The organism is Vibrio sp. 16, assembly GCF_963681195.1.
GTDB classification, from domain to species: domain Bacteria; phylum Pseudomonadota; class Gammaproteobacteria; order Enterobacterales; family Vibrionaceae; genus Vibrio; species Vibrio sinaloensis_D.
In genome coordinates, this window is the sequence record NZ_OY808997.1 from 1,103,169 (window position 1) to 1,129,211 (window position 26,043).

A 26,043-nucleotide genomic window follows, 5' to 3' on the forward strand; every position below is an offset into this window, starting at 1 on the left:
ATTTTGGATACTAGATCACAAGATATGCATCGAAATGCAATAAGTTATCGCTCTATGTCTAATTTTCGATCAAATTACGAATCCACTTGCGCGTGGTCATTCTATAGACAGAGCCAAACCATTTGAGCAGCTCTTCCGTCAAAAACAAAAGATAAATCCACTCTGGCGACCATCCAAGACCTATTGCAGTAAATGCTGCTAACGGAATGCCAATCAACCACTGAGCGACAAGGTCTTGATATAGACAAAATTTGACATCGCCACCAGCCCGTAACACCCCCACTATCGTCATCATCGGAACGGAGCGCAGGACAATCCCCAGACTCAATACCAGCATGAACTTTTCAGAGAGCGCGCGCGTTTCTGGCGTCAAGGCGCTAAACGAATCTAGCACTATCCCTTGCAGCAAATAGAGTAAAAATGCCACGCAAATCCCTACTAAAAGGCTAAGAATCGTGACACCTAACGCTTGGTAATAGACTTGCTCATAATTTTTTGCGCCAATTTGGTTCCCCACCAGCACCGCCGCTGCGTTGGACATGCCAATTAACAGTGCAAGAGAAATGGATTCGACTGGTGTCATAACTGACAGCGCGGCCAAGCCTTGCACCCCTGATTGCCCTAAAATAGCGTGATAGGCAAACAACCCACCAGCCCAAGCGAGGAAGTTAAAAGTGGTCGGCAAAGAGAGCTTTAGGAATTTTACGATTCGCGGCCAATCGATGACATTTCGAAGGTCAACCAATCCAAAAGCAAGCAGGTGCTTACGAATGTAGAGGTAGCTAAATAGGGTAATCACTTCAATCGCGCCACTTAAAACCGTCGCGATAGCCGCCCCTTTAATGCCCATTGGGGGAACACCAAATTTACCGAAAATAAGTACCCAGTTAAGAAATACGTTCGACAAAATTCCGATGCCACTAAAAAAGGTACTGACGCCTGGTTTATGCATCGCGCGTAAACCAACCGCCATACTTGCCACACAGGCAACCGCAAACATACTGACCGACGTAATCACCAAGTATTCAGCACCGAGAGCAATAACGTTTTGATCGCTGGTTGCCAAGCTCATAATTTGAGTTGGGAAGAGGATAAATAAGCCAGCAGTGAATGCAGCAAACAAACTCGAGACTAGCCAAGTCAATGCGGTACTTTCGCGAACCCCTTGCTTATCCCCTGCTCCCCAATATTGAGCCGTAAGCAGTGCACCACCCGTTGTTACACCAACGAGCATGATGGTTGTAACAAACGTCGCCCGTGCAGCCACACCAACCGCCGCGATCTCTGCTTCACCGAGCTGACCAAGCATAAGGACATCGACCAAACCACGGCTCGAGAACATAATACTTTGTAGCGTGATGGGTAACGCGATCGCGATTAAGCGGCGAATAAAATCGCCTTTAGTGTGGTATAAAACATTTGAGAGCATAGGGCGTTACCGATTCACAACAACAGTATGATAAATGGGAAATTTTAACTGTTTATTATATGATCAGTTGAATATCTAAACCATCAATTTTAGAGAGGCAATGGATGAAAAAAGTGCTTGTCCTTGGAGCATCCGGTTATGTCGGTTCGCAACTGTTATTTCAGTTGTGCGAAAAAGGGTACCATGTCACCGCTGCCGCTCGACAAATTGATTATTTGTCTGCACGAATCACCCCTCATCAAAACTTGAACATTTGCTATTTGGATCTTGCCGATCTCGATGCCACGCAAGCCTTAGTGCCTCAGTTTGATTTAGTCTATTTTCTTGTCCATGGCATGGCACACGGCCACGATTTTCTTGACTACGAACTCTCCCTTGCCGAAAACTTCAAAACGGCATTGGAGAACAGTACGGTGAAGCATGTCATTTACCTAAGCGCAATTCAGCCACAGACGGGCAATTCTGAGCACTTGAAAGCTCGGCGCATGACGGGCGACATCATTCGTCGTTCAGGTGTGCCTATTACGGAACTTCGTGCCGGCGTCATTATTGGTCCCGGTTCCGCCGCTTTTGAGATCATGCGTGATTTTGTCTATAACATGCCGATACTCGTGACGCCAAAGTGGGTAGATTCAAAAGCCAACCCTATCGCCTTGCCAAATCTCAATCACTATTTGCTCTCACTTGCTGAAGAGACGCCGACGGAGAATACACTCTATGAAGTCGGGGGGCCCGACACCCTCACCTATCGAGACCAGTTCCACGTGATTAGTGACGTCATTAAAAAGCCAATAAAGCTGTGGTCCACGTCTCTACTTACTCCATCCATGGCCTCGAAGTGGTTAGGCGTGGTTACTTCCGTACCTTCGAGCATTGGAGCAGCGTTACTTTCAGGACTGGAGCACGATTTTATCGCTGACTCCACTGCTATTCAGCAGCGATTCCCTCAACCCCTTATTTCGTTTAGAGAAATGGTGAGCAATAGCATTGCTGCAGAGGGAACCTTTGTTCGAAGCGAAGTTTGGGGATTTGACCCCGCTGCACTAAAACGCTGGCAAGCGGGTTATGGCTATTACCCGAAGCAAACCGGAGCAAGCATCGAAACCTCGCTTTCAAGTGAGCAGCTGTGGAAAGTCGTCCGCCAGATTGGTAGTAAAAAAGAAGGGTACTTCTTCGCTAACTTACTGTGGCGCACACGAGAATGGCTGGATATTTTCTTTGGCGGACAGAAACCGATTCGCCGCTCTCCTCCAGGTCCAGAGCTTCAAGTCGGTGACTTCATTGATTCTTGGAAAGTGATTCGCTGTGAACCTAATCGATTCATATCCCTGCTATTTGGCATGAAAGGACCTGGCTTAGGAAGGCTTGAATTCACCATTGAAGATCTAGGAGAAAAACGAGTCTTAAACGTGACCGCTTGGTGGCACCCGCAAGGGTTGCTCGGATTGCTCTATTGGTTTGCCATGATGCCAGCGCATCTGTTTATCTTTAAAGGGATGGTTAAAGCCATTGTCCGTAAAGCAAAAGAGCTCCAGTAATAGGAGCTCTTTACGTTAGGCTTACTGCGCTTTGAAGCTAAGCGGAATCTCCGCTAAATGCTCGCCTCGGTTATCAGGGTAAACCAAGTATTCACCATGATATTTCACGTTAGACTTATAGTCGGTCACTTTGTGAACCATAAACCCTGCTGCCGATGCCTTTTCAATAAAGTCAGCGTGATGGCCTCTTACAAACCAGTTCATCGGTTTGATCATCACTTCACCGTCAAAACAGCTTTCACACTGCTCCGTACACATCGCTAGCGAGTTCGGACCTTCAGTAAAGATCTGAATCTTTCCGCAGTCGACCAAGGCTTCTGATGTTGTCACTTCCCAGCCCTGCTCTTCCATCATGTCAATGAACGCATTGATCTCATGATCTTTAATCACGCGATCTTGTTGACCTTCAGGAAAGAATTGAGCGTAGTATTTTGAGATACGCTCAAAGGTCATCATCAAGCCTGCATCATTACCTTTTGAGCGTCCCATCTTTTGCCAGCGGATGAGATCACCACTGACAACACGAGGAAATCGTTGAGCTTTGATCGCTCGCGTTACCCAGCGCAACAAGTACAAGTTGTTTGCTGCAGGCGCATTCACCGCTTTACCAGATTTGTGCTCGGCAGCCAGTTCAGCGAGCGCGGTGTTGACTAATTTTTGAATTTCAATCGTGTATTCAGACATTACGCCTTTCTTCCAAATATCCAATATAACGCGGCAGACAACACGGAACATGCAGTCATTGTTGTCACCATAGGCCAAGTTGCTCCACCGGGCATAAACGCCACAATGGCACCCACAATGGAACCCGTACCAAATCTCAACGTGCCAGCAAGTGATGACGCCGTACCCGCCATGGTTGGGTAGCCACTGAGTAGCAGCCCCATCGAGTTACTGCCTATGGTCGAAATCGTACCAATAAACATGACCACGAAAGGTACTGTGCCCCATAAGCCTAGGTCAAGTAACCAACCGACAAAAAGCCCCAAACCGGCGATTAACTGAACAGCCAGACCAAAACGAAGCATGTTGTGGGAGCCGACTTTCTTTACCAAGCGGCCATTAATGCTTGTCATGATGATCATGGCGATAATGTTTAGCCCAAATAAGTAGCCGAATTGGTCAGGACGGACACCATAGATATCAATATAGACAAACGACCCCGCGGTTAAGAATGCGAACATACCAGAGAACGAAAATGCCCCAGAGAAAATGAGTCCCATCGCTGTCGGATTCGCACACAATCTAAAGTAATTGCGCATCGTCGTTCTAAAGCGCAGAGGCTGTCTTTTCTCCGCACTGAGCGTTTCTGGGATTTTCCAGACCACCAGCAAAATGACGATTGCCGCAAACCCAGCCAGAATCCAAAAAATAGCACGCCAGCCAAACCACACGGCAACGTGTCCCCCCACCATAGGGGCTACCAGTGGCGCGACTGTCATTACCAGAGTGACAAACGACATTGCGCGGGCAAAGTCTTCGCGATCAAACATGTCGCGCACCACCGCTTGAATGATCACCGCAGCGGCAGCGCCTGCAAAGCCTTGAGCCGTACGTACCCAAGTGAGCGCTTCGATTCCCGTGGTGGTCGCGCTGACCACAGAAGCGATACCAAAAAACAGCACACCCAGTAACAGCACTGGGCGGCGTCCATAACTGTCAGCTAGTGGGCCATGAATCAACTGGCCGATAGCAAAGCCCGCGGTATAAGCGGTTAATGTAATTTGAACAGCACCTTCCGCGACCCCAAGATCTTTTGCGATCGTTGGCATGGCAGGTAGATACATATCAATCGCGAGCGGTGTTAATGCACCAATCGCCCCAAGAATAACGAAGATAAGAAAATTGATTTGTGGGGTGCTGGTTTGCTCGACTGCAGAATTAGGCATAAGACTCCTACTCGGTTGCGTTAGATATGCAGCGTCCGTGCTGCAACCAAACAGAAACAAAAGACTCGCATCCGCGAGCCTTGAACCGATCTATATTCAATCAAATTGATAAAAATAACTAGTTCCTATTTGGAACTAAACTATTTCCTATAACGAGCATTACTTCCAAACAGAGTCTACTTCCTCTTCCGTTAGGTAGCGATATTCACCCGGTTCAAGCGAATAATCGAGCTCGATAGCACCAATACGTTCACGGTGCAGATGCTCTACTTTATTGCCCAAGGCTGCAAACATGCGTTTTACTTGGTGGTACTTGCCTTCCGTGATGGTCAGTAGCAGTTCGTTTTCATCATGGTTGACCACTTCCATTGTTGCAGGCAATGTTGGCTCTTTTTCATTGCGAAGTTCAACGCCTTGGGCGAGTTTATCCGCGTAGTCGTCCCCGATGGGGTCCACCAGCCAAACACGATACGTCTTTTCACACTTATGCTTAGGTGACGTAATACGGTGTGACCATTGACCATCATCGGTAATGAGCACCAAACCCGTAGTATCAACATCCAATCGACCTGCGAAATGAAGATCTTCCATTTTCACTTCATCAAGCAACGCGAACGCCGTTTGGTTGAAACCATCTTCATGCGAGCAAACAAAACCATCCGGTTTAAACAGCATAATGTAGCGCGGGCCAGGCTTTTGAATTTCGCGTCCCTGCCACTCAACAACACACGCATCGGTAACTTTAAACGCACCACTTTTTTGCATAACGTCATTGACCGTTACGTCGCCACTTTTAATGATTTTTGTTGCTTCTTTACGTGTCGCACCCAGTGCATCACACAAATATTTATCTAAACGCATGAATACCTCATCTTTGTTAGGTGGGGTATTATAGTGCGACTGCCACAAATAGTTGAGCTATTTCACACAATTTATGTATACACTTCGCCCCTATCAAGCCGACTCCGTCAAAGCCGTTATTCATTACTTTCGTAAGCACTCATCACCTGCTGTTCTTGTGTTGCCGACCGGCGCCGGAAAGAGCCTTGTGATCGCAGAGTTGGCGCGTTTAGCCAAAGGGCGCGTTCTTGTGCTTGCCCATGTAAAGGAACTGGTTGAACAAAACCATGCAAAGTATGAAGGCTATGGGTTAAAAGGCGCGATATATTCGGCGGGCTTGGGACGCAAAGAAACCGATCAACAGGTGGTGTTTGCTTCCGTTCAATCGGTAGTGAGGAATCTTGATGAGTTCAAGAACCAGTTCTCTCTACTGGTGATTGATGAGTGCCATCGCGTCCCAGATAACAAAAACACCAGTTACCAAAAAGTGATTGGTCACCTCAAAGAGCTCAACCCTGGTATCAAAGTACTTGGACTTACCGCCACACCGTATCGCCTTGGGATGGGGTGGATATACCAATATCATACTCGCGGCTTGGTACGCACCGAAGAGCCAAGGTTTTTCCGCGACTGTATTTTCGAGCTGCCCATCCGCTATTTGCTCGATGAGAAGTTCTTAACGCCCGCGAGAATGATGGATGCGCCCGTGTTGAGTTACGATTTCTCGCAGCTAACTCCCGCCTCAACCGGGCGTTACAAAGAATCCGAAATGGATATGGTGATTGATAAAGCCAAGCGCGCTACGCCTCAGATTGTTGAGCAAATCATCCACCTAGCCAAAGACAAACAAGGCGTGATGATTTTCGCCGCCACCGTTAGGCACGCACAAGAAATCTACGGATTACTTCCAGAAGGTGAAACTGCCCTCGTGGTTGGCGACACGCCGACGATTGAACGCGACAGCATCATTCAAAGCTTCAAAGACCGCAAAACGAAATACCTAGTCAATGTCTCTGTGTTAACAACAGGGTTCGACGCCCCTCACGTTGATCTGATTGCTATCTTGCGACCTACCGAGTCCATCAGTTTGTACCAGCAGATCGTCGGGCGAGGGCTTCGTTTATCTCCGGGTAAAGAAGAGTGCTTGGTCCTCGACTACGCCGGAAACAGCTACGATCTGTATCAGCCTGAAGTTGGCGACGCGAAGCCAGACTCCGACAGCGAGATCATTACTATCCCTTGCCCTGCTTGCGGTTTTAACAACAATTTCTGGGGAAAATTAGACAGCAATGGCTTTCTGATCGAGCACTTCGGGCGCAAATGCCAAGGCTTTTTTGAAGACGAAGAGACGGGAGAAAGAGAGCATTGTAACTACCGTTTTCGCGCCAAGTATTGCGGAGAATGCGGCGCTGATAACGACATCGCAGCACGTATTTGTCACGAGTGCGATGCCACGCTGGTTGACCCGGACAAGAAACTCAAAGAGGCACTCAACTTAAAAGACGCGTTAGTATTTGAATGCCGAGACATGACATTAGCCGTCCACAAGGACGAGAAAGGCAAAAGCAGCCTAAAGGTCACGTACATTGGCGACAATCAGGCGCAAGTTCACGAGTTTTGGTCCCTGACCACCAAGAACCAGAAGCAACGCTTTAAAGACCAGTTTGTTCGTCCTCATTTGGCGGATAAACACCGTCCGTTTGATGACGCATCACCGACCAAGGTAGTCAACAACCAGCATCGATTCCGTCTGCCTCAGTTTATTATTGCTCGTAAGGTGGGTAGATTCTGGAAACTGAGAGACAGAATTTTCACCGATGAGCTTGCTGGTTAGTTCACTACCCACTGTGAAGCGCATGTTGTCTCAAGCGCTCGATGAGAAATGCTTTCGAATCGGTATGACGCCAATTCTGGCTTATGCAGTAAATACCCTTGAGTATATTTGACGCCAAGTCGCTTTAGGGTGTCGAGTTCAGATTGAAGCTCTATGCGCTCTGCAACCAAACGTATATTGTCCATCGATGCCAACTCGACCATAGATTTCACCATATGCTGTTTAAAGCGTGAGAGATGAATATCTTTGATCAGCGAGCCATCGATCTTAATCATATCAAACTGTACTTCTGACAAGATGGAATAGGAAGAGTACCCCGAACCGAAATCATCTAGGCTAATCGCGACACCGAGTGCCTTTAGCTTTGCCACCACACTCTTAAACTTGGCATCCGCTCGATAGAATACTTGCTCAGTCACCTCTATGGTTAATCGCCTTGAGCACGACGATGGGAACTGCTCGATCAATCCAAGCACATGCGGTTCAAACAAGGTTTTTACCGAAAAGTTTAAGTTCAGGTATAAATTATCATGCTGCGTTAAAAACTGGCGCGCAAACTCAAGCATCTTGATATCGAGCTCTTTTTCGAGCCCATGGGACGCCACAATATCCAGAACTTGACCAGCAGAATGAAACTCCCCTTGTTGGCCGCTTCGTTTCAATCGGCATAGCAGCTCGTAGCGCTGCTCTGAGCATGAATGAGAAACAATCTGCTGAGCAAAGCAGACCAATCGGTCCGACTCTATCAGTTTAATGGCTTCGATTCTCAAGCTTGGCAATGAGTAAAGCATTAACTCATCTTGGTCACACCAATCCTGAAAACGACGTTTTAACTGCTTGGCTTTACGGCAGCAGTACTCCGCCTTGTAGATGCTGTCCTCTACCAATTCACCCGGCACGCTCCGGTAACGTCCGAAGCTAAACTGAAAACACTGCTCATCTCCCGTTCCATGTGCCACTTCTTGTTGCGATTGAATCAGCGCATCGGATGCAGATTTGGCCGTCACAAGCACAAATTCATCGCCGCCCACACGATAGACCTCACCCAAGCACTCTTCCGCAATCGCTTTAATCCGGTTTGCCAATCCAATCAACATACGATCGCCGACATGGTGCCCCTGTGTGTCATTGGTGAATTTGAGCTTGTCTGCATCGATATAGTAAAAACACATTGAGTTTGGCAGCTTTGACTTATATTTGATCGCCTTTCGATTCGGCAGCCCTGTCATAAAGTCTTGAATGGACGAAGACTTTAGCTTCTTATAATCACCGAAATTAACCACTCTCAGCTCTGACAACTCATAAATACAGATCAAGATAAGTAGCATATGAGAAATGAAAAACAGCAACTGAATTTCATAAAAATAAAGCGTTAACCTAGACTGCGATAGCGAGGTTTCCACCACCATATACGACGAGAGAAAACAGACCAGATAGCAAAACAAAATATAGCGCTTATGCTTAATATTCTTCTCATTCAGCAACAAACACAGTGAAAGCGCCGCCAGCAAAGTGTTATTGATCACTAGATATATGGGGAACAGAGAAAAATAGATAATCGCAACCTGAAGCGCCACTATCCCTATACACATCGCGAAATGGCTATGATTTGTTTGGAGACCACTTGCACTGACAATCATCAGGTACAAACTTGTCAGCGCGCCGGTATAAGCGACGTACCAATAAGGGCTGATAAAAAACCGGTAAATGTAGACGCCCAGTTCATCCAACCCATCCCATATAAAACCGAAGTTGTAGATGTAGAACAGAAGAAGCGAAATCGAGTAAAGAAGAATATAGACGGATTGAAAGCGCTTTACTCGCCAGACATTCAACACATAGAACAGACTGACAGCAAAAATAAACAAGGTAATCGCCAGTGCAATACCATTATTAACGATGAGTTTTTTCGCCAACACAGTGTTAGGCATAAATATCGTACTGACATTGACTGATTTTCCGGTATCGAACCTTAGCAACACCCGTTCATAGGGCCATTTACGTTCCAAGTTTAAGGTGCGGTATTGGTCAAATCGCTGTTTATGCCGAATTTTCGAATGATGGACAAAATAGATATCCCCTTCCCGAGAGGACAAACTTTTCAAAATAAGGCTGTAATCACCAAAGCCATCATCCGCTGTAGAGAGTTCAAGCCAGCAAGACTCGTTGGCACTGGGTCGACACATGACGCCACTGCTAAAATATTCACTCGATGATTGTGCAATTACATCGGCAGACTCACTGGACGCAAACAGACGATAGTCGACATCTGACAACGTGTATGTTGTCTTACCATCACCCGCATACACTAAGCTAGAAAACAGCGTAAACAGAACCAGTAACCTGCTAACCATTGAGTAAAACCCGCTTTAATAAATTAACACCGAATATACAAACCCAGCGATGATATCCTTATCAATATTAAGAGTAAGTAAGACTTTGTAAGCGGAGCAGTTTTGACCGCACGGCAACTATTCATTCACCATTCATCTTCGTTCATTTACACTGTGACTATTCAACCTATTGAGAGTGCGCCAAATGAAATCTCTTTCCATTCCATTGATGCTTAGCCTACTTTCTCTATCCAGTTTCAGCTGTGTAGCGGCTGACCATAACGGCCACGAGCTAGTGCAAGATGTGCACAAACCAGGAACCAGAATTGAGTTTGAAGAAGATCAAGATGAAGTGTATGACGCCGTCAAAAAAGGCGTTATTCGTCCTTTCTCTGAAATGTATGCCGCTGTTGAACGCGACTTGCGAGGGCGCATCATAGAAGTCGAGTTGGAAGAAGATGACGACATCTGGGTTTACGAGCTGAAGATCAATCACCAAAACAACATCATCAAAGTTGAATACAATGCGGAAACTCTCGAAATGCTGCTGATAAAAGGCCGCCATTTCAAAAAAGCCCTTAAGAATCTAGAAGACCAATAATATGAAGATACTTGTCGTAGAAGATGAACCACGCCTAGGTGAACAGATCGTTGAAGCCCTTGAGCAAAACGGTTGGACGCCAGAACTCTCAACCGATGGCATTGACGCTCTCTATCGCGCTACCTCAGAAGACTGGGAAGCGATCGTTCTTGATCTTGGCTTACCCAAACTTGATGGGCTAACGGTACTGAAAAGCATTCGTGATGAAAACATCAACACCCCCATCATCATCCTCAGTGCGCGAGATACACTCACCCAACGCGTTGAAGGGTTGAATGCTGGCGCCGACGACTATCAAACCAAACCGTTTGAAATGGTCGAACTGATTGCTCGTATTCGTGCTCAGCTTCGCCGCGCTTCGGGCAATGCCTCTCCTGTTATTCAGAATGGTAACTTGAGCCTTGATACCCGCACGTCTAAAGTCATGTGGCAAGGGCAAGCGATCAGCCTCACCGCACTTGAGTTTAAGGTTGTCGCTTACTTCATGCACCACCCTGAAAAGGTCATCTCACGTACCGAGTTAGTGGAACATATCTACAAGCAAGATTTTGACCGTGACTCCAATACCATCGAAGTGTTTATTGGTCGTATTCGAAAGAAAATTGCGCCTAAAGTGATCAAAACAGTGAGAGGATTGGGATATCAATTGAATGCTGAATAAGATACGTTACCCGCTGAAACGCCTCAGCTTAAGACGCCGCCTCGTACTGGCGGCCGTTGTTTGGTTGACCGCTATGGTCATCGCTGCGGGCGTAACAGTACCCAAGCAGGTGTTCAGCTACATGTTGGACTCGACCAACGAACAGCTCTCTCTCTACCTTGATGAGTTATCCGCCTCTATCGAAGTCGATGAAAGCGGCAAACTGACCTTAGCGACTCCCCTTTCCGACCCAAGATTCAATCGCCCATACAGTGGCCTCTACTGGTCTATTGACAACGCGGCAGATCAACTTCGCTCACGCTCGCTTTGGGACAAAAAAATCACCTTTGATAAAGGGGAAAAACACGCACTAGGCGCACGCGATGAGCGTCTCATCTACATTGAAACGTCACTTTACTTCCCCGAGTATGACGGTCCAATTGATGTGTTAATCGGCATTGATGAACAACCGCTAGAAGACACCGTTGCCGAACTTATGGGCCAACTTTGGGTTATCCTCGCCCTGCTCTATTTTGGCGTTCTCATGATCATCGTGATTCAGGTCCAATGGTCTCTTAGCCCCCTTACCAAAATGCACAAAGAACTCTCACAAGTACGTTCTGGAGACAAAGCAAGCCTAGATGGAGAATACCCACGCGAAGTCGCCCCTATCGTGCTCGACTTAAATGCACTGCTGTTCCACTATCAAGAGTTGTTGGAACGTGCCCGTCACCACGCAGGCAATCTTTCGCATGCACTCAAAACACCGCTATCGGTACTAAGAAACGAGATCAGTACATCTGAGCAAGACATTCGCGATCGACTGCAAGACCCAGTAAGCCAAATCCAGCACCAAATTGATTACCATCTTGGTCGCGCTCGAATGGCCGGCTCAAAAAACATTTTGTCGGTGAAAACCAACCCGTCAGAGAGAATTGACGCCATTTCACTCGCGTTTGATAAAGTCTACGCGCATCGAGACGTGACACTGATTAATGAAATCGACTCTGAGCTAGTCGTTGCCGTCGAAGACACCGACTTTGATGAGATGGTTGGTAACTTATTGGAAAACGCTTACAAGTGGTCAAGCTCAATCATTCGCGTTCATTCAGTGACACACCCGAATCAAGAAATCGACATCATTATCGAAGACGATGGTTGTGGCATCCCCGAGGAAAAACTCGAACAAGTCATCAAACGCGGTGTGCGATTAGATGAGACAACCCCCGGAACCGGGCTCGGATTGAATATTGTTAGTGAAATGGCCCACAGCTACCGCGGCAATTTCACGCTAGAGAGAAGCTCGATGGGTGGACTAAAAGCAGTACTGCACCTTAAACTCTCTAGCTAACTCGGTAACTTTCCCTCTTCGTGTAAGTTATGCTCATTCCTAAAAACAAAAAGCGATGCTCAGCATCGCTTTTTTAGTGGTTTCAGCTTTAATAATTGAGCAGTAACACCACTTTATGGCCTATCAAGGCTGCTTTGTTATCTTCTAATTTGGCTACTTTTCTGTGTCCTTCAAATGCGTTTCGACGCAAGAACAGCTGCTCTATTGGACCATAATGGCTATCCTCAGCCCTTAGCGGGCTGTGAGTTTGAATATTAAAAAACACGCCATCACTGTCCAATGTATAGTCACCTGAAGTCATGTAACCGACTTTGCTGTTAGGAATGGCCGCATAGACGTCATAGCCACTGTTCTCTTTTAACGTCAGCTCAAACCTCAGTGGAATGATCTTTGCGAACGAATCATCGGGATTGGATGCTTCTACATACGCGATAGTACTGCTGTTAAAGTGGCGGTTGAGCTTATTACTATCTAAGTAAGAAGCGGCGCCACCAATGACAGCGCCCAACGCAACCGCGCCTATGATTATCTTATTGTTCACAGTGCACCCCATTACTCTCGCTTGCAAAACTCAAGGAACGCCCATCAGCACTCACCAACAATGATAGGTCGTCAAATCTATACACAGTCACATCTTGATAATGGATGTTTGCCTGCTCTGTTTTAGGTGAAAACGTACACTGACTGTAGTGCAGTTGCTCGAAGCTGGTCGTTTGTATCGGCGAATGAAGCTTCTCGACGAGTGCATAGCTCAGCCCTGCACTGGCTAAGACCACCCCAGCAACCAGCGCCCATTGCTTCATAGACGTGCGTTGTGAAGCTGGCTCAATCGCCAGCTCCTCAATCTGCCCGACGGCTGATTCGACCTGCTCCTCTTGAGTCTCCTCAGCAGCATTCAACTCTTGGAAAGGTTCAATGCAAGCGTCAAACTCATAGCCAATTCCTCGCACCGTGCGTATCACCATGGCCGCTTTGTCTTCCAGCGCTCGGCGGCAGTTTGAAATACAATGCAACAAACTGCTGCTCTCAACCACAATGCCACGCTTTAGCCAGACTTCATGCATGATTTCATCTTTAGTTAGCGTTTCACCTTTGCGCTCAATCATGTAATTGAGCAGGGTGATTTCGTTAATCCCAATCGGATGACGAACATGAGTGTTCAGGCTCTGAATGAAACCCTGATCTGGATTGAGTAAATGGGTGCCATTAATCACCAACATAAATTACGCCTCCACCAGCTGAGATTTGTTTCGCATTTTTTCACGTACTTTGGCGATAGCCACATACGCCATTGGTACGATGAACAGGGAGAAGAAAGTACCCACAGTTAACCCGCCAACCAGTACTAAACCGATGTTCACTCGACCTAACGAGCCCGGGCCTTCGGCTAGTGCCAGTGGCAAAGAGCCGACTATCATGGTCAACGACGTCATCAAGATAGGACGCAGTCGAGAACGTGCACTCTCTACCGCCGCATCGTAAACGCCTAAGCCTTCTTTACGCTTCAAGTTGGCAAACTCAACCATCAAAATGCCGTGTTTGGTCACCAAGCCAACCAGAGTTAGCAAGCCAATCTTCGAGTACAAGTTAATGCTTTGGCCAAACACACTCAGCGTTAGCACCGCGCCAACCAGACATAACGGTACGGTAATCATGATCACTAGAGGGTCAATGAAGCTTTCAAATTGAGCCGCCAGGATTAGGAAGATGAAAATCAAGGCTAAACCAAACAACATTTGCATCCCCGCCGACGACTCATTGAGCTCTTTCACCACGCCGTCATATTGGTAGCTTTGACCCGCTTTCAGCAGCGCCGGTAATTCAGTGTCAATAAAGGTCTGAATATCTGTTGCGCTGTAACCCGGAGCAAGGTCCGCGGTAATTTCTGCTGCATCTTTGCCCGCATACGTTTTGATGTTCGACTCTGCAGTCACAGGCTTGATCGAAACAAACTGAGACAACGGCAGTCGCTGGCCCGATTCAGAGCTGACGTACAGCTTATCGAGTACTTTAAAGTCACCTAATGCTTTGCGGTTAACCTGAACCTGAATGGGATAAGTAAAACCATCATCCGCTTGTAGATCAGCTGCTTTCACTGAACCAAGGAAAGTAGAAATCGCATTGGTCACATTGCCATAATCAACACCCGATAAAACAATCGCGTTACGGTCAATCGACAAGTCAAAGCGCATTTGATCTCGGTGAGTTGAGTTATCTACATTGGTTAACCCTTCATAGCCTTCAAGCAACTCCACCACTTTCGCTGCCGTGTCTGACAATTCATCTAAGTCACGGTTGACCGTTGTAACTTGCAAAATCAAATTGTCCGCCACATCAAGGTTGTCGGCAGAGCGCACAGAGAAGGAAGTCGTGTACGCTGAGATACTTTCTTTAACCTTAGCGATCATCTCATCAATGACCTCATCGGCACTTTGGTTACGCTCTTCCCAAGGTTTTAGTAGCACATGATTTGTTGGCGCACTTTCGATGTAGGCCAAGTTTGCTTCAATTTGTTGGTTGCCTTTAAATACCGCGTTGATCTGATCCGCGTTTTCGAGGTCGTACAGTCGACCTGCCCCCGCCGGGCCATGAGACGTGACTTCGATGAAACCAGTATCTTCTGTTGGCAGTAAAACTTTTGGCATGGTCCAGACTGCTACAATAGACAGCGCCGTTAACAACGTTGTACCTGCGATAACCAGCATTGGGCGTTTAAACCAAGCACTGAGGAATGTCATGTACTTGTCTGTCATGGCATTTAGCTTTGTCTCAACCCATTGAAACCATTTTGGTGACGTTGTCACTGATTTCAACATGTAAGCACTCATCATTGGTGACAACGTTAACGCAACAAAGCCAGAAATGATCACAGACGCCGCTAAGGTAAACGCAAATTGTTGGAACAGATCCGCCGTTAAGCCAGACATTAAACCGATAGGTAAATAGACCACTGCCAGAGTTAATGTCATCGCGATAACTGGGAAGACGATCTCTTTACAGCTCTTAAGTGCTGCTTCAAACGGTGATAGCCCCTCTTCGATGTGACGATAACAGTTTTCTACTACCACAATTGCGTCGTCCACCACCAAGCCAATGGCTAGGATGATCGCCAGTATGGTCAATACGTTGATACTAAATCCAAGCATTGCCATTACCGCAAATACGCCAATGATACACACAGGAATAGTGATCAATGGAATGGCCGCGACACGCAGTGAGCCTAAGAACAACACCACAATCACAGAAACCAACACAATCGCTTCGACTAGAGTCATAAAACCTTGATCGATGGCTTCTTCAATAAAGTCCGCCTGGTTGTAGACCATCTTCATTTCAATGCCTTCAGGCACCTGCATGGTCTCCATGGTTGCTTTCACTCGGTTAGCAACCGTCACTGGGTTTTCAGATTTAAGCGGTAGCACCTGAAGAGACATCGCCATGTTACCATCGACGCTAAGCATACTTGGCTCTAGGCTCTCTTCTCCCATTTGAATATCTGCTACGTCATTGACGCGGATGATGTTGCCATTGTCGACACGAATAACAAGGTCGCGCACGTCTTCAATTGAAGTGACTTGGTTAACCGGGTTGATTGAGAAATCACGGACTTCACCTTTGATCGTACCTGCAGTAAAGGTCGCGTTGTAAGTACTTAACGTGCCTACCACATCGGAAGCACTGACGTTCAGTGCCGCCATACGCTCAGGCTGTAACCAAACGCGAATCGCTCGGTTTGAGCCACCATATGGCCCCCATACACCGCCGACACCCAGTACATTCTTAAACTGAGGAGCCAATTGCTGGCTAATGAAATCAAACATTTCCTGCTTGTCCATCTCGCCGCGATTCACAAAGGTGATGATGTTACTTGGCATTGACGTTTCCGATGAGTCATCCGTTACGGTTGGCTTATCTGTCATTGCCGGTGGAAAATCGGAAATACCGTCCACTTTGCTACGCAAGTTGTTCATAAGACTCGCGTATTCAACGTCACTGACCCCATCTTCGAACTGAATTTTCAGAGAGCAACTGCCCTCCTGACAATCCGTCGTCATGGTTTTAATCTTATCTAGCCCCGTCACCGCGGTGATCAGCTCATCAGCCACGTTCTGCGACATAAACTCTGCACTCGCACCGGTAATCGAAGCGTTCACTGTTGCTGATGCTGTTTGACGCTCAGGGAAATACTGAATCGCCAACTTTTGATAAGAGACAATGCCCAGTAGGACAATTGCAATGCTCAGCACGGATGCGAGCACCGGATGTTTAATGCATATCTCAGGCAGCTTCATTCGTTACCTCCTCAGATTGCTCATTGGTTGGTTTTACTTCTTTACTCACGTCTTTGTTTACCGGCTGCTTCACTTCCTCGCTTGGTGCGGGTTTAGGTGTAGCAGGTAAAGTTCGCGAAGGTAGCGTCACTTTTGACACAGAGTTTTGCACCGCTACAGAAGAGTGCTCATTTAGATTTTGACGGCCAGTGACCACCACAATCTCACCCAATTCCAAGCCCGACTTAATCGTGACATAGCCATTATTTGTATTATCGCCCAGCTCAACCGAGCGCTTAACTGCTTTGTCATTTTCAATCACCCAGACAAAACGCTGGTCACCATTAGTATCAACAGCGGTCTGTGACACCACCAACTCTGCACTGTCTTTACCAACGGTTTGTGACACCTTGGCAAACATACCTGGCACCAGTTGGTTATTTTGATTCTCTAAATGGGCATGAATTTCAACGCGGCCAGAGCTTTCATCGACCAAAGGCGCAATGTAGTTCACTTTGCCAACAAAAGATTGGTTAGGATAAGCGTCAACCGAAATCGATACTGGTTGGCCAAGCTGCGCTTTACCGACTTCGTTTTGGCTGATTGAGTAGTGAACTTCTACAGGATCGAGCTTGATTAAGCTGACCAACGCCGTCGCAGCCTCAACTCGGCTGCCTACTGAGTGGGTAAAATTAGTCAGTTGGCCGTTAAACGGAGCCACCAATTGGTAGTTTTGCAGATCGGTTTTCTTTTGACGGAAGTCGGCGCGAGCCAGATTGGCTTGTTGCTTAAGCTCTTCGACATCTTGTGCAGACATCGAATCAGGTTGCTTTTTCAATAATGCGAGCACGCGATCCAGCTTGGATTCTGCCAGCGCTAATGAGCTTTTGGCTTTATCCAATTCTGCTCGTGCTTGTGCATCATCTAGCTGAGCGATCAAATCGCCTTTGTTAACTTGGTCGCCATCTTCAAAATTCAGGGCTTTAAGTTTTTCACCCGCACTGAACGTTAGCGCCGCTGAATCGGTTGCTTTTACTTTCCCTACTTCCTCAATCGAAGATTGATGGACTTGTTTCGCCACCACTTCTACCGTTACAGGGATAGCAGGTTGAGTCTCTTCGGCAGAAACGTGTGTTGCAAAAAGTGCACTTACTGCGCAGAAAACCGACAGTGGAGAATTTAGGTACTGAGTCATAGCTTGTCTCTAATTGATGAAACTTGCGGTTGTTATACCTAAGATTTCTCCTACAAAGTTAACGCTTTGTCAGCGAAAGGATTTTTAATAATGAGCGATTATAAAAAAATATCAAACCTTTGATTTTATTGAATTTAAAGCCATAAAAAAGCCAGTAAAACTGGCTCTTAAAGTCCCCTATGATTAAGGGGTAACTTCGCTAAACAGATAAGAGTATCGAGGCGCGACCATGATCATCTGCTTATCAGAGAGTGGAATGATGGTTAACCCTTCCATAGAGTGCATACCTCGCTGCGAGAACATCATCTCAATCAGGCTTAGCTTTTTACCTTCTGGAATCACCTTCTCCGATGAGGTCGGCGTTAACGACAAACCGTGGTAATCAAACACATAATTGCCCGATGCGTTATAGCCCACTTTTTTGTCGGTAAAGAAATACGCTTCATACTGCCCCGAGCGTTTAAGTGTGATGGTCGCGTGCATGTTTAACTGTTCAGTCTTCTGTTTAGTCGGGACTAAAATCGAGGTTTTGCTGACGATATTAAGGCTAACCGTCGGCGAAGAGATGTACGCCGCCATTGCGCCAACGGCCGCACCTGAGACTAAACTCAACCCAATAAGAAGCTTATTCACATTGCACCTCCACTTCATCAACAAGGTAGCTGATTGAATGGCCATCTGCGTCAACCAGTATCACCTGATTATTGGTCGTGAACATGCGCACGTTGGTCATCACAATGGGTTTATCTTGCGTATTGGCTTGGATAGTACAACCAATAAATCGTTGTTCTTGATAGTCAGCTTGCACCCAAGGAGAACGAGTAAAGGAAAAAAGGGCAAAACTGACGACGGCGGCAAGCGTGAATAGTGAAATACAGATCAGGTTACGCTTCTTGATCTGAGACTCTTCAGCTTCAACAATCTGAGGTTGGAGGATTGCTGGCTGGGGTGCCAGCTCTGGTACTTCTTCACGTTCTTCTTCGCTTGAAACTTGGCCATTAAATTGATAACCAACTCCGCGAACCGTGGTGATGATTTCTCCGCTGTCACCTATCGCCTTACGACAGTTAGAGACACAGTGAAGCAGACTACTCTCTTCAACGATCACTCCTTTTTGGTGCCATACGTATTCCAATAGTTCTAATTTAGACAAAGGTCTGTGAGGATTATCCACCATGTACTGCAGCAAAGCGGTTTCATTGGTGCCAAGGGACGCCTTATGTCCCGTGGAAAGGTTCTCTATGAATCCCGCCAACAAATTAAGACGATAAATTTGATTAATTATGAGCATGATGATCGATTAGGTAAGCGATTTAGTGTGCCTCTTACCCTAGCGCAATTTGCTAAAAAATAAAGACCGTATTTGGCAAGTATTCAGTTAACGTTCGGCTATCTGAAGTTCGTTGTCTCGAATGAACAAAACTTTACCATCTGAGTAATAATCGTGCTCTTCATCAAGGCTAGTCGGCAACGCGGTCGCATTAAGTGACACTTGGCGTAAACCCGGTAACTGCATAACTTGCAGTGCCAGTTTATCTCGTTCGACATCAACATTGGGGTCAATGCTGTGCAAAACAGTGACAATGCCTGAGTAAGGCGTAAGTTGCAGGCCATTGTCATAGCTCAGCGCACCAACCCAAAACAGCGTCTCTGATTGAGGATCAACCCCTCCCTTCCACCAACGAATATGGCTACGTTTTAGCAAGTTTCCTGGCAGTTGAAACGCCATCTCTTGTGGCACCCCGTTCCAAAATAGATCCGAGACTGGCGGCGTATTCTGCTTGAGCAAAGATAGATAGTCCTCCAACTCTAGATCATTACGTGAGAAGGTTTGGTTCTCAATCCAACCCAAATCAAGCATTATTTGCCTTGGGTTCTCGCCATAGTAGATAACATTGACCGCTTGGGCATCGAACACCGATGACCGCCCGGGGTACGCTTTTAGCTCTAACTCACTAAGCTCAACATACGCAATATCATTCGATTTTTCTGCTGTTTTCTCGACCTGCAAAAAGTCGTCTGAGTAGAGAAAAAAGTGCAGGTAGTTCGCAAGCAGGGCTGACCCCATGAGAACAGCAAAAGACGCACTCACTTTATAGCGCCAGTTGAACGCCCTCGCGACGAGATAAAACAGCCCTGTTGCAGCCAAAGCGTACAGAGACAGTTTGTGCTCTATCAGAAACGTCTTTGCTTCATTTAATAGTGGAAACTTCTCGACGCCATACGCCAACAAGTAGCCCCAGAAAACGAACTGACCCACGCCCAGTAATAGCCCAATAGATGAGTAAAACGAAAAGCGCTTCCAGCCTATCTTCTGTGTTCCGGCCATAAACGGAACAACCCAAGCAACAGGCCCAAGAAGGCGAGCAAACATCAAAATCGCGTTACCTTGTGTTGCCATTAAATGACGGCAACGCGCTATAGGTCTTTTCGTTTTAGGCTGCCAGTTAATCAGTTTTCTCTGGGCGGGTTTGCCCAATCGACGGCCAATAAAGTAACTGGCTTGATCTCCAATCAACCCACCCAACAGTACTGCCAACACACCAGTAACGATGCCTTGATGCAATTGGTACCCAGCGGCCAATAGAAATGGCTCACCGGGTACAAATAAATTGGGGCCAATTAAAGCATCCATTAACGCCCCAAAGAATAGGCTGCCTACACCTTCCATTTCATCACCACTAACGCTTATTGCTCTTTATAGTGGCCGAACTGGTAGTTCATCTCGTTTTTACGCATTTCCCCAAAGATGAATCGACGAACATTGGCAGATAAATAGGTGTAACCCATTTTAAAAACACCATCTTGATCCAACCTGCGCGGGTCAAAGCGGAAGGTAAGGTTTAGAAAGCGGAATCGCCAAGTTTGACTGGCACGTTTGACGTAGTCGCAGTCTTCGCATAAAACAATCTCTTCATCAAACCCTCCGATTTCTTTATGCACGCGCTTAGTCGAGAAGATACAAGCCCCCACTGCCGTCGGAAAAAAGAACTGAGTCAGGTATAAGCCAACGTTAAACAAACCGTAACCCAGCTTGTGAATCAGTGGTAAGCCGTTAGCCCCCATAAACACACCCGCGACCTCAAGCTTCTTCTCTTCAAGTTGCATCATCGCTTCTTGCAGGAAATTAGCTCTTAGCTGTACATCGGCATCAAGGAATAGAATACGTTGATACTGCGCCAACTCTGCTCCCGTATTACGGCCTAAGCTGGTACCGCGACCTGCCATTCTATGGACGGTTAGCTTCGGCAAGGCATTGCTGTAAGCTTTAGCCACATCGCACGTGGCGTCATCACTGTTTGAATCAACGACAATGACTTCAAAGTTTTGATACGTTTGCTGACTTAGGTTTTCAAGTAAACGACCAATGCGTTTCTCTTCATTGAGTGTGATAATGACAATACTTAACTGTTCCATAGCGATACCCTTTTATTAAACTGTTGTGCTGTTGATAAACAATTTAACCAAGGTAGACTTAACCGCCCGTGAGAAAGCCATTCAGATTCGATTCACTTCTGAGGCCAACGCCCAATTTCAAAATAACGCGGATTGGCTGACTTTGCGCTCATGAATTCAGCACGACGAACAATAACCACAACCTCTTGCTAACTAATTGAATAGATTTACCCAAAAGATGTTCCGTTAGCATGATTATCTATTGCTTGAACCCCCGTACAGTGTTAGTATCCGCGCTCGCTTATAGAGTTACTACCAATTACTCTTAAGCGATTAGCACATTCGAGCGAGGTCGCATCGCTGAATGTGAATTTAAATTTTTTCATATTTGAGAGTAAATACTATGAAATTTGAAGCAGTAGTACGTACTGAACTAGGTAAAGGTGCGAGCCGCCGCCTACGTCACGCTGGTAAATTCCCTGCAGTTGTATACGGCGGTGAAGAAGCAGCAGTTTCTATCGTTCTTAACCACGATGACGTTGTTAACCAAATGGACAAGCCTGAGTTCTACGAAGGTATCGTTCTAGTAATCGACGGCGCTGAAGTTAAAGTTAAGCCACAAGACGTTCAACGTCACGCGTTCAAGCCAAAAGTTGAGCACATGGACTTCATCCGCATCTAATTCCCTACCAAGGAATTAATTCGGATTTAATCCAACCTTTTGCATAAAAGATTATCGGACTTACCAACCGAGACATCTAAAAATTCGAAACCCCGATGCTACCAACATCGGGGCTTCACCGTTTTTGATCCCTCAAAAACGCTCTCAATTCTCTTCAACTTACTGAAAATTCGCCACTTTACCCAACCCCACAATAACCACATCATTTATGGGTGGATTAAGTGTGGACGAATAGTGGACTTATACAGTAGTTTCTCTCTCAACTATCTTAGACCCATTTTCACCACGGCTCAAATCACTGCCCTACTTCCCCTACTTTATTCTTTACTCTAAAACATGCCTGAAAGAGCCTCTAAACGGCTTCCGAGTAAATCCTACATCAGTGTTATACTTCCGATTAAATTGCTCACTAGTGAGGCTACAGAAATGGATAAGAAGACTTTGACCGAGCAAGAGCTACTCGAAGGATTAGATGCTTATACTGCACATGCAGATGAGTTGGCGGAACTGGTTGAGGGTGAGATGGATTTAGATGAAGTTGAAGAAGATTGCAGCCACTAATAAAGTGATCATTGGCAGCTGCTTATCTTTAAATTGACTTAAGGGACTAACTCATTTTTGGATATAAATGAGTTTCATGAACCTTAACATTAGTGATTCATGAATAACTTTTTATAAGGAAAATTTGCCAATTAATACGCCTTTGTGTAGTGCGCACTTTGTCTGTATATATTCTATAGCGTGCATCCAGTCAATTCAGTTCAACCTATTGTATTTATCCGTGAAACATCGAGAAATAAGTAATAATTACATTTTTCGATAATTAGAATGCCAAATGACCAAGGAAGAGGTCGCTGAACTGTGTTTTAAAAGTGTAAGAACCATCACTGGTTGGGATGAGTAGAAACCGATACCGCCAGAATGTAAAAGGATCATGAGAATGGCAAAAGGACGAGAGCTAAGTGCAAGTGAGGATTAGGAGCAGTTTCAAATGCACTATGACCGTATGGAATTACCAACAAGGAAAACTGTTTCGCCTCAACAAATCTTAGCGGGGATTACTCTATTTAGTATTCAACCTGAACTAGAAATAAACACATCGAGTCATTTGATAAATGATTGCACGTTCAATCGCGAAGATTATTTATAAGTAGTTTGGACCGAAAAAAGGCTTCCAAGGAAGCCTTTTTATAATATTTACTTAACTAATTCGTTCCATTTTTCTCAGGCCACTTACCGGTCAGGTAGTACTTCATAAGATTTGCAAGAGTAGTCTGGATTCTCGAGTTTTCAACCAAGTCACTATTATCGCTAATTCTAGTGTGATATTGCTTCGCGACGATTTTAGCTTCGTTAACATGACCAAAATTATCTAACACTTTTACGTGCCCTTCTGACAGAGTGATAATTGGATAACGGTCGGAGGCACCTACTTGCGATCTTATATTATTACTATTCAAACGATTCAGAACTTGTTCTGCTTCTTCTAGATAAGCCATAGCAATTGTTTCATCTGTTTCTTGACAAGCTAGTATTATGCGTTGCTGCGCTAATGCATGTTCAATTTGAGGTGAATCCTTGAATGCTTGGTTAGCAATACGGAGCTTTTCATAGGCAGCCTCATTAAGGCCAAAAGAACGTAGTGCCAATCCATACTGCATCAGAAAAAGCCCCTCATTTTCGAATGCTTTTTCAAACGATTCATAGATCGATAGGACCTTTGTCTTATCATCCTTAAACGCTTTCCCAAGTGCCTTCGCATTTACCAAATGCTTATAGATAGTGGACTCATTGCGGCTTATATTTTTAACAATTGGGAAATGGTACACGGAAAAGGACTTAATATAAGCATGGTAGATTCTATATAGCTCTTCGCTTGATATATATAACTTAAATAGGCGCTCAATATAAACACGATGGCGAGTTGTAACGGAACCATTAATGTACCTAACTATACCATCCATTTGAGAAGCTAAATAATGAACGTCCGAGTTTAAACCAAGATATGACATCGCACGCGTTAAAGTTGCTTCGCTTGCTGGTACACGTTGTGTTGTCGCTAGTCCAGCTAACAATAGTAATGCCTGCTCGGAATCACAGGTAATACTCTTATAGTCATTTTGAATTATTTTGTTGTAGCCTTCGCCTGATGTAGCTTCTATTAAACCAATTAAAAGTTGTTTCTTAGACTTTTGTAAGAGCTCTTTCTTCCTATCTCTTTTCGACATTTGAGCTAAGCGAGTCCAGTTGCCATAAATCTCTAACTTCTCGAGAATACTGTCAGCATCGGAGTTTTGCAGCTCAGATACGTCAGCTTCAAATGGTCGATAGGTGCTTAAATGATCTTTACCTCTAGACTTCCAAATTTTAGGGTTTTCGGCACTAACGAAGATCGCTTTAGTTGACTTAGAACCTTTAATAATTGTCGCTATTTGCGGCGCGAGGTCGGAAATGCGGTCAACAAAAAGATAGTATGGTTTTGGGTTTCGAAAATCTAACTCTCTGACTAAATCTACTAAATTATCTTTATATTCATCGATATAGTAGACGTTACGGTCGCCTTCATCGGCAATTTTTAAAGCTATCTGTTTTAAAGCTGTAGTCTTACCACATCCCGCAAAGCCAAGCATAAGAAAGACGTCCAACGGATTTGCTTTTTTATTGGCCAGATAATCATCAAAAAATAACTTAGTATTTTGAAGATATGCAGGAACTGCGTCCATAATGTCAAACCACGTAGGTTTAAAACCCTTATAGAAGTCACGTATTTTAGACATAGATGGTGGTCTGTTCATTAAAGCTAGAGAAGACCTGCTCACAGGAGTTACCCCAGAAAACAATTCAAGCTTTTTATTATCTCTATTGGACTCTTCAATCAACTCCGGTCGAGTGTGTCTAACGATATCTTCACTTGTTGGAATTTTTGGAAACTCAGCTTTTAGCCAAGAAACAAAGTCACCCAGCGTCCCTGGGATATGGTGAATGTTTGAAGATTCTAAACTGGTTTTTTGAATACTGGAAAGGCTAGGAATCAATAGGTAGCTTTTTAAATCACTTACTCCAGTTCGCGCTTTATACTTTTGTATTTGATGAAAAAACAATGGCTCTTTGAGTTTGGTTCCAATAAAAATAAAAGTGTATTTGTGATAATCGCGACCTAACTCACTATACCAGAGCGGCTCCTTTGCAGCACCTTCGCCATATTCTTGTGGCGAAAAGATAAAGCCATCTTTTGTGCGTGATATGTCGCCATTAAGTTTCACTAGATCAAGGGTTTTGTAGAATTGGTCTACTTCTGTAATATCATCATCACGTTGTTTAACATTAAAAAATCTATTAGATTGATTTAACGCTGCTTTTTCAAATGCGTCGTCAATATTTAGAGTGTAAACCCTAAAGAATGGAAACTTCACTAATTCGTTGTATTCAATCGAAGGTGTACAATGCTTAAATTGTCTTTCTAAGATAGTATCTACTTGCGAACCAAGCTTTGCTCTTGCGGCAGAATAAACTTCAGATAGATCTTCTTCGCCTAGTTCTTCACCCATCTCTTCTGCAAGTATTTTGGCTAGTTCCCAACCTAAAGGAATATCTTTGTTTAGCTGATTCCTACAACCTCTAGATGCGCCAGCTCCTAGTAACAACACTAGACGGCCATTTAACAAAGCTGTTTTAATGTGAGAATTCATTTTACACCTTTAATTATAATTATATCAATTACTTATAAATCATCTATCACTAATGTACACCGTATGGTTAGAAACAACAACATCCAGTATGTTGATAAACCTCTAGAATGTCATGAAATTTAGCATTAGCTACCTGAATATATAAGGGCGAGCCTAGTATCTCTCTCGAATTTACTCCCCGTGATACAACACGGGGATTCACAACGAACATTATTAGAAGAATGGATAATTTTTAGTCGGACAAAAGCTCATGTACAGGATGGGAGTGAGTAAAGGTCTAAGCTACTTTGGGGCAAGAACAAATTAGAACAACTTGGATAAGCAGCTAAAATGTTCTGACTTTGAATGTTTTGCT

At 45.3% G+C, this 26,043-nt stretch carries 21 protein-coding genes and 1 pseudogene; 8 read left to right on the forward strand and 14 right to left on the reverse strand.

The window, feature by feature from the left end; genetic code table 11:
* Positions 1-58 precede the first annotated feature (58 nt).
* Positions 59-1,429 carry an MATE family efflux transporter gene (locus U9J37_RS04840; protein WP_005471924.1) on the reverse strand — a complete coding sequence of 457 codons (1,371 nt, stop codon included), beginning with the start codon at positions 1,427-1,429 and terminating at the stop codon, positions 59-61.
* 104 nt (positions 1,430-1,533) lie between these two features.
* On the opposite strand from U9J37_RS04840, the gene U9J37_RS04845 reads away from it, so the two are divergent.
* Positions 1,534-2,967, forward strand: coding sequence for a DUF2867 domain-containing protein (locus tag U9J37_RS04845; RefSeq protein WP_005471929.1), 1,434 nt, complete (start codon positions 1,534-1,536; stop codon positions 2,965-2,967).
* A gap of 21 nt (positions 2,968-2,988) precedes the next feature.
* Here U9J37_RS04845 and U9J37_RS04850 read toward each other — a convergent pair whose 3' ends face one another.
* The 3 genes from U9J37_RS04850 to rsuA all read right to left on the reverse strand — a co-directional run bounded on the left by U9J37_RS04850 (position 2,989) and on the right by rsuA (position 5,717).
* The gene (locus tag U9J37_RS04850; protein ID WP_005472009.1) at positions 2,989-3,651 is read right to left on the reverse strand and encodes a DUF2913 family protein; all 663 of its coding nucleotides are present in this window, start codon (positions 3,649-3,651) and stop codon (positions 2,989-2,991) included.
* Positions 3,651-4,856, reverse strand: a complete 1,206-nt coding sequence (locus tag U9J37_RS04855; protein ID WP_005471935.1) for a Bcr/CflA family multidrug efflux MFS transporter — start codon at positions 4,854-4,856, stop codon at positions 3,651-3,653. The genes U9J37_RS04850 and U9J37_RS04855 overlap by 1 nt, the downstream gene beginning before the upstream one ends.
* A 159-nt stretch (positions 4,857-5,015) precedes the next feature.
* Complete coding sequence (gene rsuA / locus U9J37_RS04860) at positions 5,016-5,717, reverse strand: 16S rRNA pseudouridine(516) synthase RsuA (RefSeq protein ID WP_005471957.1); 702 nt, start codon at positions 5,715-5,717, stop codon at positions 5,016-5,018.
* Between the two features lie 73 nt (positions 5,718-5,790).
* Between rsuA and U9J37_RS04865 the strand changes: the two genes are divergently transcribed.
* A complete protein-coding gene (locus tag U9J37_RS04865; RefSeq protein WP_005472160.1) occupies positions 5,791-7,530 on the forward strand; it encodes a DNA repair helicase RadD in 1,740 nt (579 codons plus the stop codon).
* Here U9J37_RS04865 and U9J37_RS04870 read toward each other — a convergent pair.
* A complete protein-coding gene (locus tag U9J37_RS04870; protein ID WP_322413924.1) occupies positions 7,527-9,884 on the reverse strand; it encodes an EAL domain-containing protein in 2,358 nt (785 codons plus the stop codon). The genes U9J37_RS04865 and U9J37_RS04870 overlap by 4 nt on opposite strands.
* Before the next feature lie 208 nt (positions 9,885-10,092).
* Here U9J37_RS04870 and U9J37_RS04875 point away from each other — a divergent pair, with 208 nt between their 5' ends.
* From U9J37_RS04875 to U9J37_RS04885, 3 genes are read left to right on the forward strand one after another with little or no spacing between them, the layout of a single operon-like run.
* Positions 10,093-10,464: a PepSY domain-containing protein gene (locus U9J37_RS04875; RefSeq protein ID WP_086028704.1), complete on the forward strand. Its 372-nt coding sequence runs from the start codon at positions 10,093-10,095 to the stop codon at positions 10,462-10,464.
* A gap of 1 nt (position 10,465) precedes the next feature.
* Complete coding sequence (locus U9J37_RS04880) at positions 10,466-11,125, forward strand: response regulator transcription factor (RefSeq protein WP_005472004.1); 660 nt, start codon at positions 10,466-10,468, stop codon at positions 11,123-11,125.
* Positions 11,115-12,455 carry an ATP-binding protein gene (locus U9J37_RS04885; RefSeq protein WP_039482242.1) on the forward strand — a complete coding sequence of 447 codons (1,341 nt, stop codon included), beginning with the start codon at positions 11,115-11,117 and terminating at the stop codon, positions 12,453-12,455. The genes U9J37_RS04880 and U9J37_RS04885 overlap by 11 nt, the downstream gene beginning before the upstream one ends.
* Positions 12,456-12,543: 88 nt before the next feature.
* Here the strand turns inward: U9J37_RS04885 and U9J37_RS04890 are convergent, their stop codons facing one another.
* From U9J37_RS04890 to U9J37_RS04925, 8 genes are all read right to left on the reverse strand, one after another.
* Positions 12,544-12,996, reverse strand: coding sequence for a hypothetical protein (locus U9J37_RS04890; protein ID WP_043886862.1), 453 nt, complete (start codon positions 12,994-12,996; stop codon positions 12,544-12,546).
* Positions 12,986-13,675, reverse strand: a complete 690-nt coding sequence (locus U9J37_RS04895) for a winged helix-turn-helix domain-containing protein (protein ID WP_005471911.1) — start codon at positions 13,673-13,675, stop codon at positions 12,986-12,988. The genes U9J37_RS04890 and U9J37_RS04895 overlap by 11 nt, the downstream gene beginning before the upstream one ends.
* Positions 13,676-13,678: 3 nt before the next feature.
* Entirely contained in the window at positions 13,679-16,747 is a 3,069-nt protein-coding gene (locus U9J37_RS04900) for an efflux RND transporter permease subunit (RefSeq protein ID WP_005471927.1), read from the reverse strand.
* Positions 16,734-17,921, reverse strand: a complete 1,188-nt coding sequence (locus tag U9J37_RS04905) for an efflux RND transporter periplasmic adaptor subunit (RefSeq protein WP_005471980.1) — start codon at positions 17,919-17,921, stop codon at positions 16,734-16,736. The genes U9J37_RS04900 and U9J37_RS04905 overlap by 14 nt, the downstream gene beginning before the upstream one ends.
* 183 nt (positions 17,922-18,104) lie before the next feature.
* Positions 18,105-18,554: a hypothetical protein gene (locus tag U9J37_RS04910; RefSeq protein ID WP_005472152.1), complete on the reverse strand. Its 450-nt coding sequence runs from the start codon at positions 18,552-18,554 to the stop codon at positions 18,105-18,107.
* Positions 18,547-19,212 (reverse strand): winged helix-turn-helix domain-containing protein, encoded by a 666-nt coding sequence (locus tag U9J37_RS04915; protein WP_043886863.1) that lies wholly within the window; start codon positions 19,210-19,212, stop codon positions 18,547-18,549. Before U9J37_RS04915 ends, U9J37_RS04910 begins: the two co-directional genes overlap by 8 nt.
* A gap of 87 nt (positions 19,213-19,299) precedes the next feature.
* Positions 19,300-20,592: an LssY C-terminal domain-containing protein gene (locus U9J37_RS04920; protein ID WP_005472035.1), complete on the reverse strand. Its 1,293-nt coding sequence runs from the start codon at positions 20,590-20,592 to the stop codon at positions 19,300-19,302.
* 17 nt (positions 20,593-20,609) lie between these two features.
* Positions 20,610-21,338, reverse strand: coding sequence for a glycosyltransferase family 2 protein (locus U9J37_RS04925; RefSeq protein WP_005472154.1), 729 nt, complete (start codon positions 21,336-21,338; stop codon positions 20,610-20,612).
* Positions 21,339-21,720: 382 nt separating this feature from the next.
* Here U9J37_RS04925 and rplY point away from each other — a divergent pair, with 382 nt between their 5' ends.
* From rplY to U9J37_RS04940, 3 genes and pseudogenes are all read left to right on the forward strand, one after another.
* Positions 21,721-21,999 (forward strand): 50S ribosomal protein L25, encoded by a 279-nt coding sequence (gene rplY, locus U9J37_RS04930; protein ID WP_005471955.1) that lies wholly within the window; start codon positions 21,721-21,723, stop codon positions 21,997-21,999.
* Positions 22,000-22,425: 426 nt separating this feature from the next.
* Positions 22,426-22,560 (forward strand): hypothetical protein, encoded by a 135-nt coding sequence (locus U9J37_RS04935; protein WP_005471920.1) that lies wholly within the window; start codon positions 22,426-22,428, stop codon positions 22,558-22,560.
* A 274-nt stretch (positions 22,561-22,834) separates the two neighbouring features.
* Positions 22,835-23,153, forward strand: a pseudogene (locus U9J37_RS04940) (regulator).
* Between the two features lie 51 nt (positions 23,154-23,204).
* Here U9J37_RS04940 and U9J37_RS04945 read toward each other — a convergent pair.
* Positions 23,205-25,688 (reverse strand): P-loop NTPase, encoded by a 2,484-nt coding sequence (locus U9J37_RS04945; protein ID WP_005472105.1) that lies wholly within the window; start codon positions 25,686-25,688, stop codon positions 23,205-23,207.
* Positions 25,689-26,043 lie beyond the last annotated feature (355 nt).

Bases quoted from the DNA above. Each gene is read 5' to 3' on its own strand.
- U9J37_RS04840 (WP_005471924.1), bottom strand. From the start codon at position 1,429: ATGCTCTCAAATGTTTTATACCACACTAAAGGCGATTTTATTCGCCGC.
- U9J37_RS04845 (WP_005471929.1), top strand. From the start codon at position 1,534: ATGAAAAAAGTGCTTGTCCTTGGAGCATCCGGTTATGTCGGTTCGCAA.
- U9J37_RS04850 (WP_005472009.1), bottom strand. From the start codon at position 3,651: ATGTCTGAATACACGATTGAAATTCAAAAATTAGTCAACACCGCGCTC.
- U9J37_RS04855 (WP_005471935.1), bottom strand. From the start codon at position 4,856: ATGCCTAATTCTGCAGTCGAGCAAACCAGCACCCCACAAATCAATTTT.
- rsuA (WP_005471957.1), bottom strand. From the start codon at position 5,717: ATGCGTTTAGATAAATATTTGTGTGATGCACTGGGTGCGACACGTAAA.
- U9J37_RS04865 (WP_005472160.1), top strand. From the start codon at position 5,791: ATGTATACACTTCGCCCCTATCAAGCCGACTCCGTCAAAGCCGTTATT.
- U9J37_RS04870 (WP_322413924.1), bottom strand. From the start codon at position 9,884: ATGGTTAGCAGGTTACTGGTTCTGTTTACGCTGTTTTCTAGCTTAGTG.
- U9J37_RS04875 (WP_086028704.1), top strand. From the start codon at position 10,093: ATGCTTAGCCTACTTTCTCTATCCAGTTTCAGCTGTGTAGCGGCTGAC.
- U9J37_RS04880 (WP_005472004.1), top strand. From the start codon at position 10,466: ATGAAGATACTTGTCGTAGAAGATGAACCACGCCTAGGTGAACAGATC.
- U9J37_RS04885 (WP_039482242.1), top strand. From the start codon at position 11,115: ATGCTGAATAAGATACGTTACCCGCTGAAACGCCTCAGCTTAAGACGC.
- U9J37_RS04895 (WP_005471911.1), bottom strand. From the start codon at position 13,675: ATGTTGGTGATTAATGGCACCCATTTACTCAATCCAGATCAGGGTTTC.
- U9J37_RS04900 (WP_005471927.1), bottom strand. From the start codon at position 16,747: ATGAAGCTGCCTGAGATATGCATTAAACATCCGGTGCTCGCATCCGTG.
- U9J37_RS04905 (WP_005471980.1), bottom strand. From the start codon at position 17,921: ATGACTCAGTACCTAAATTCTCCACTGTCGGTTTTCTGCGCAGTAAGT.
- U9J37_RS04915 (WP_043886863.1), bottom strand. From the start codon at position 19,212: ATGCTCATAATTAATCAAATTTATCGTCTTAATTTGTTGGCGGGATTC.
- U9J37_RS04920 (WP_005472035.1), bottom strand. From the start codon at position 20,592: ATGGAAGGTGTAGGCAGCCTATTCTTTGGGGCGTTAATGGATGCTTTA.
- U9J37_RS04925 (WP_005472154.1), bottom strand. From the start codon at position 21,338: ATGGAACAGTTAAGTATTGTCATTATCACACTCAATGAAGAGAAACGC.
- rplY (WP_005471955.1), top strand. From the start codon at position 21,721: ATGAAATTTGAAGCAGTAGTACGTACTGAACTAGGTAAAGGTGCGAGC.
- U9J37_RS04935 (WP_005471920.1), top strand. From the start codon at position 22,426: ATGGATAAGAAGACTTTGACCGAGCAAGAGCTACTCGAAGGATTAGAT.
- U9J37_RS04945 (WP_005472105.1), bottom strand. From the start codon at position 25,688: ATGAATTCTCACATTAAAACAGCTTTGTTAAATGGCCGTCTAGTGTTG.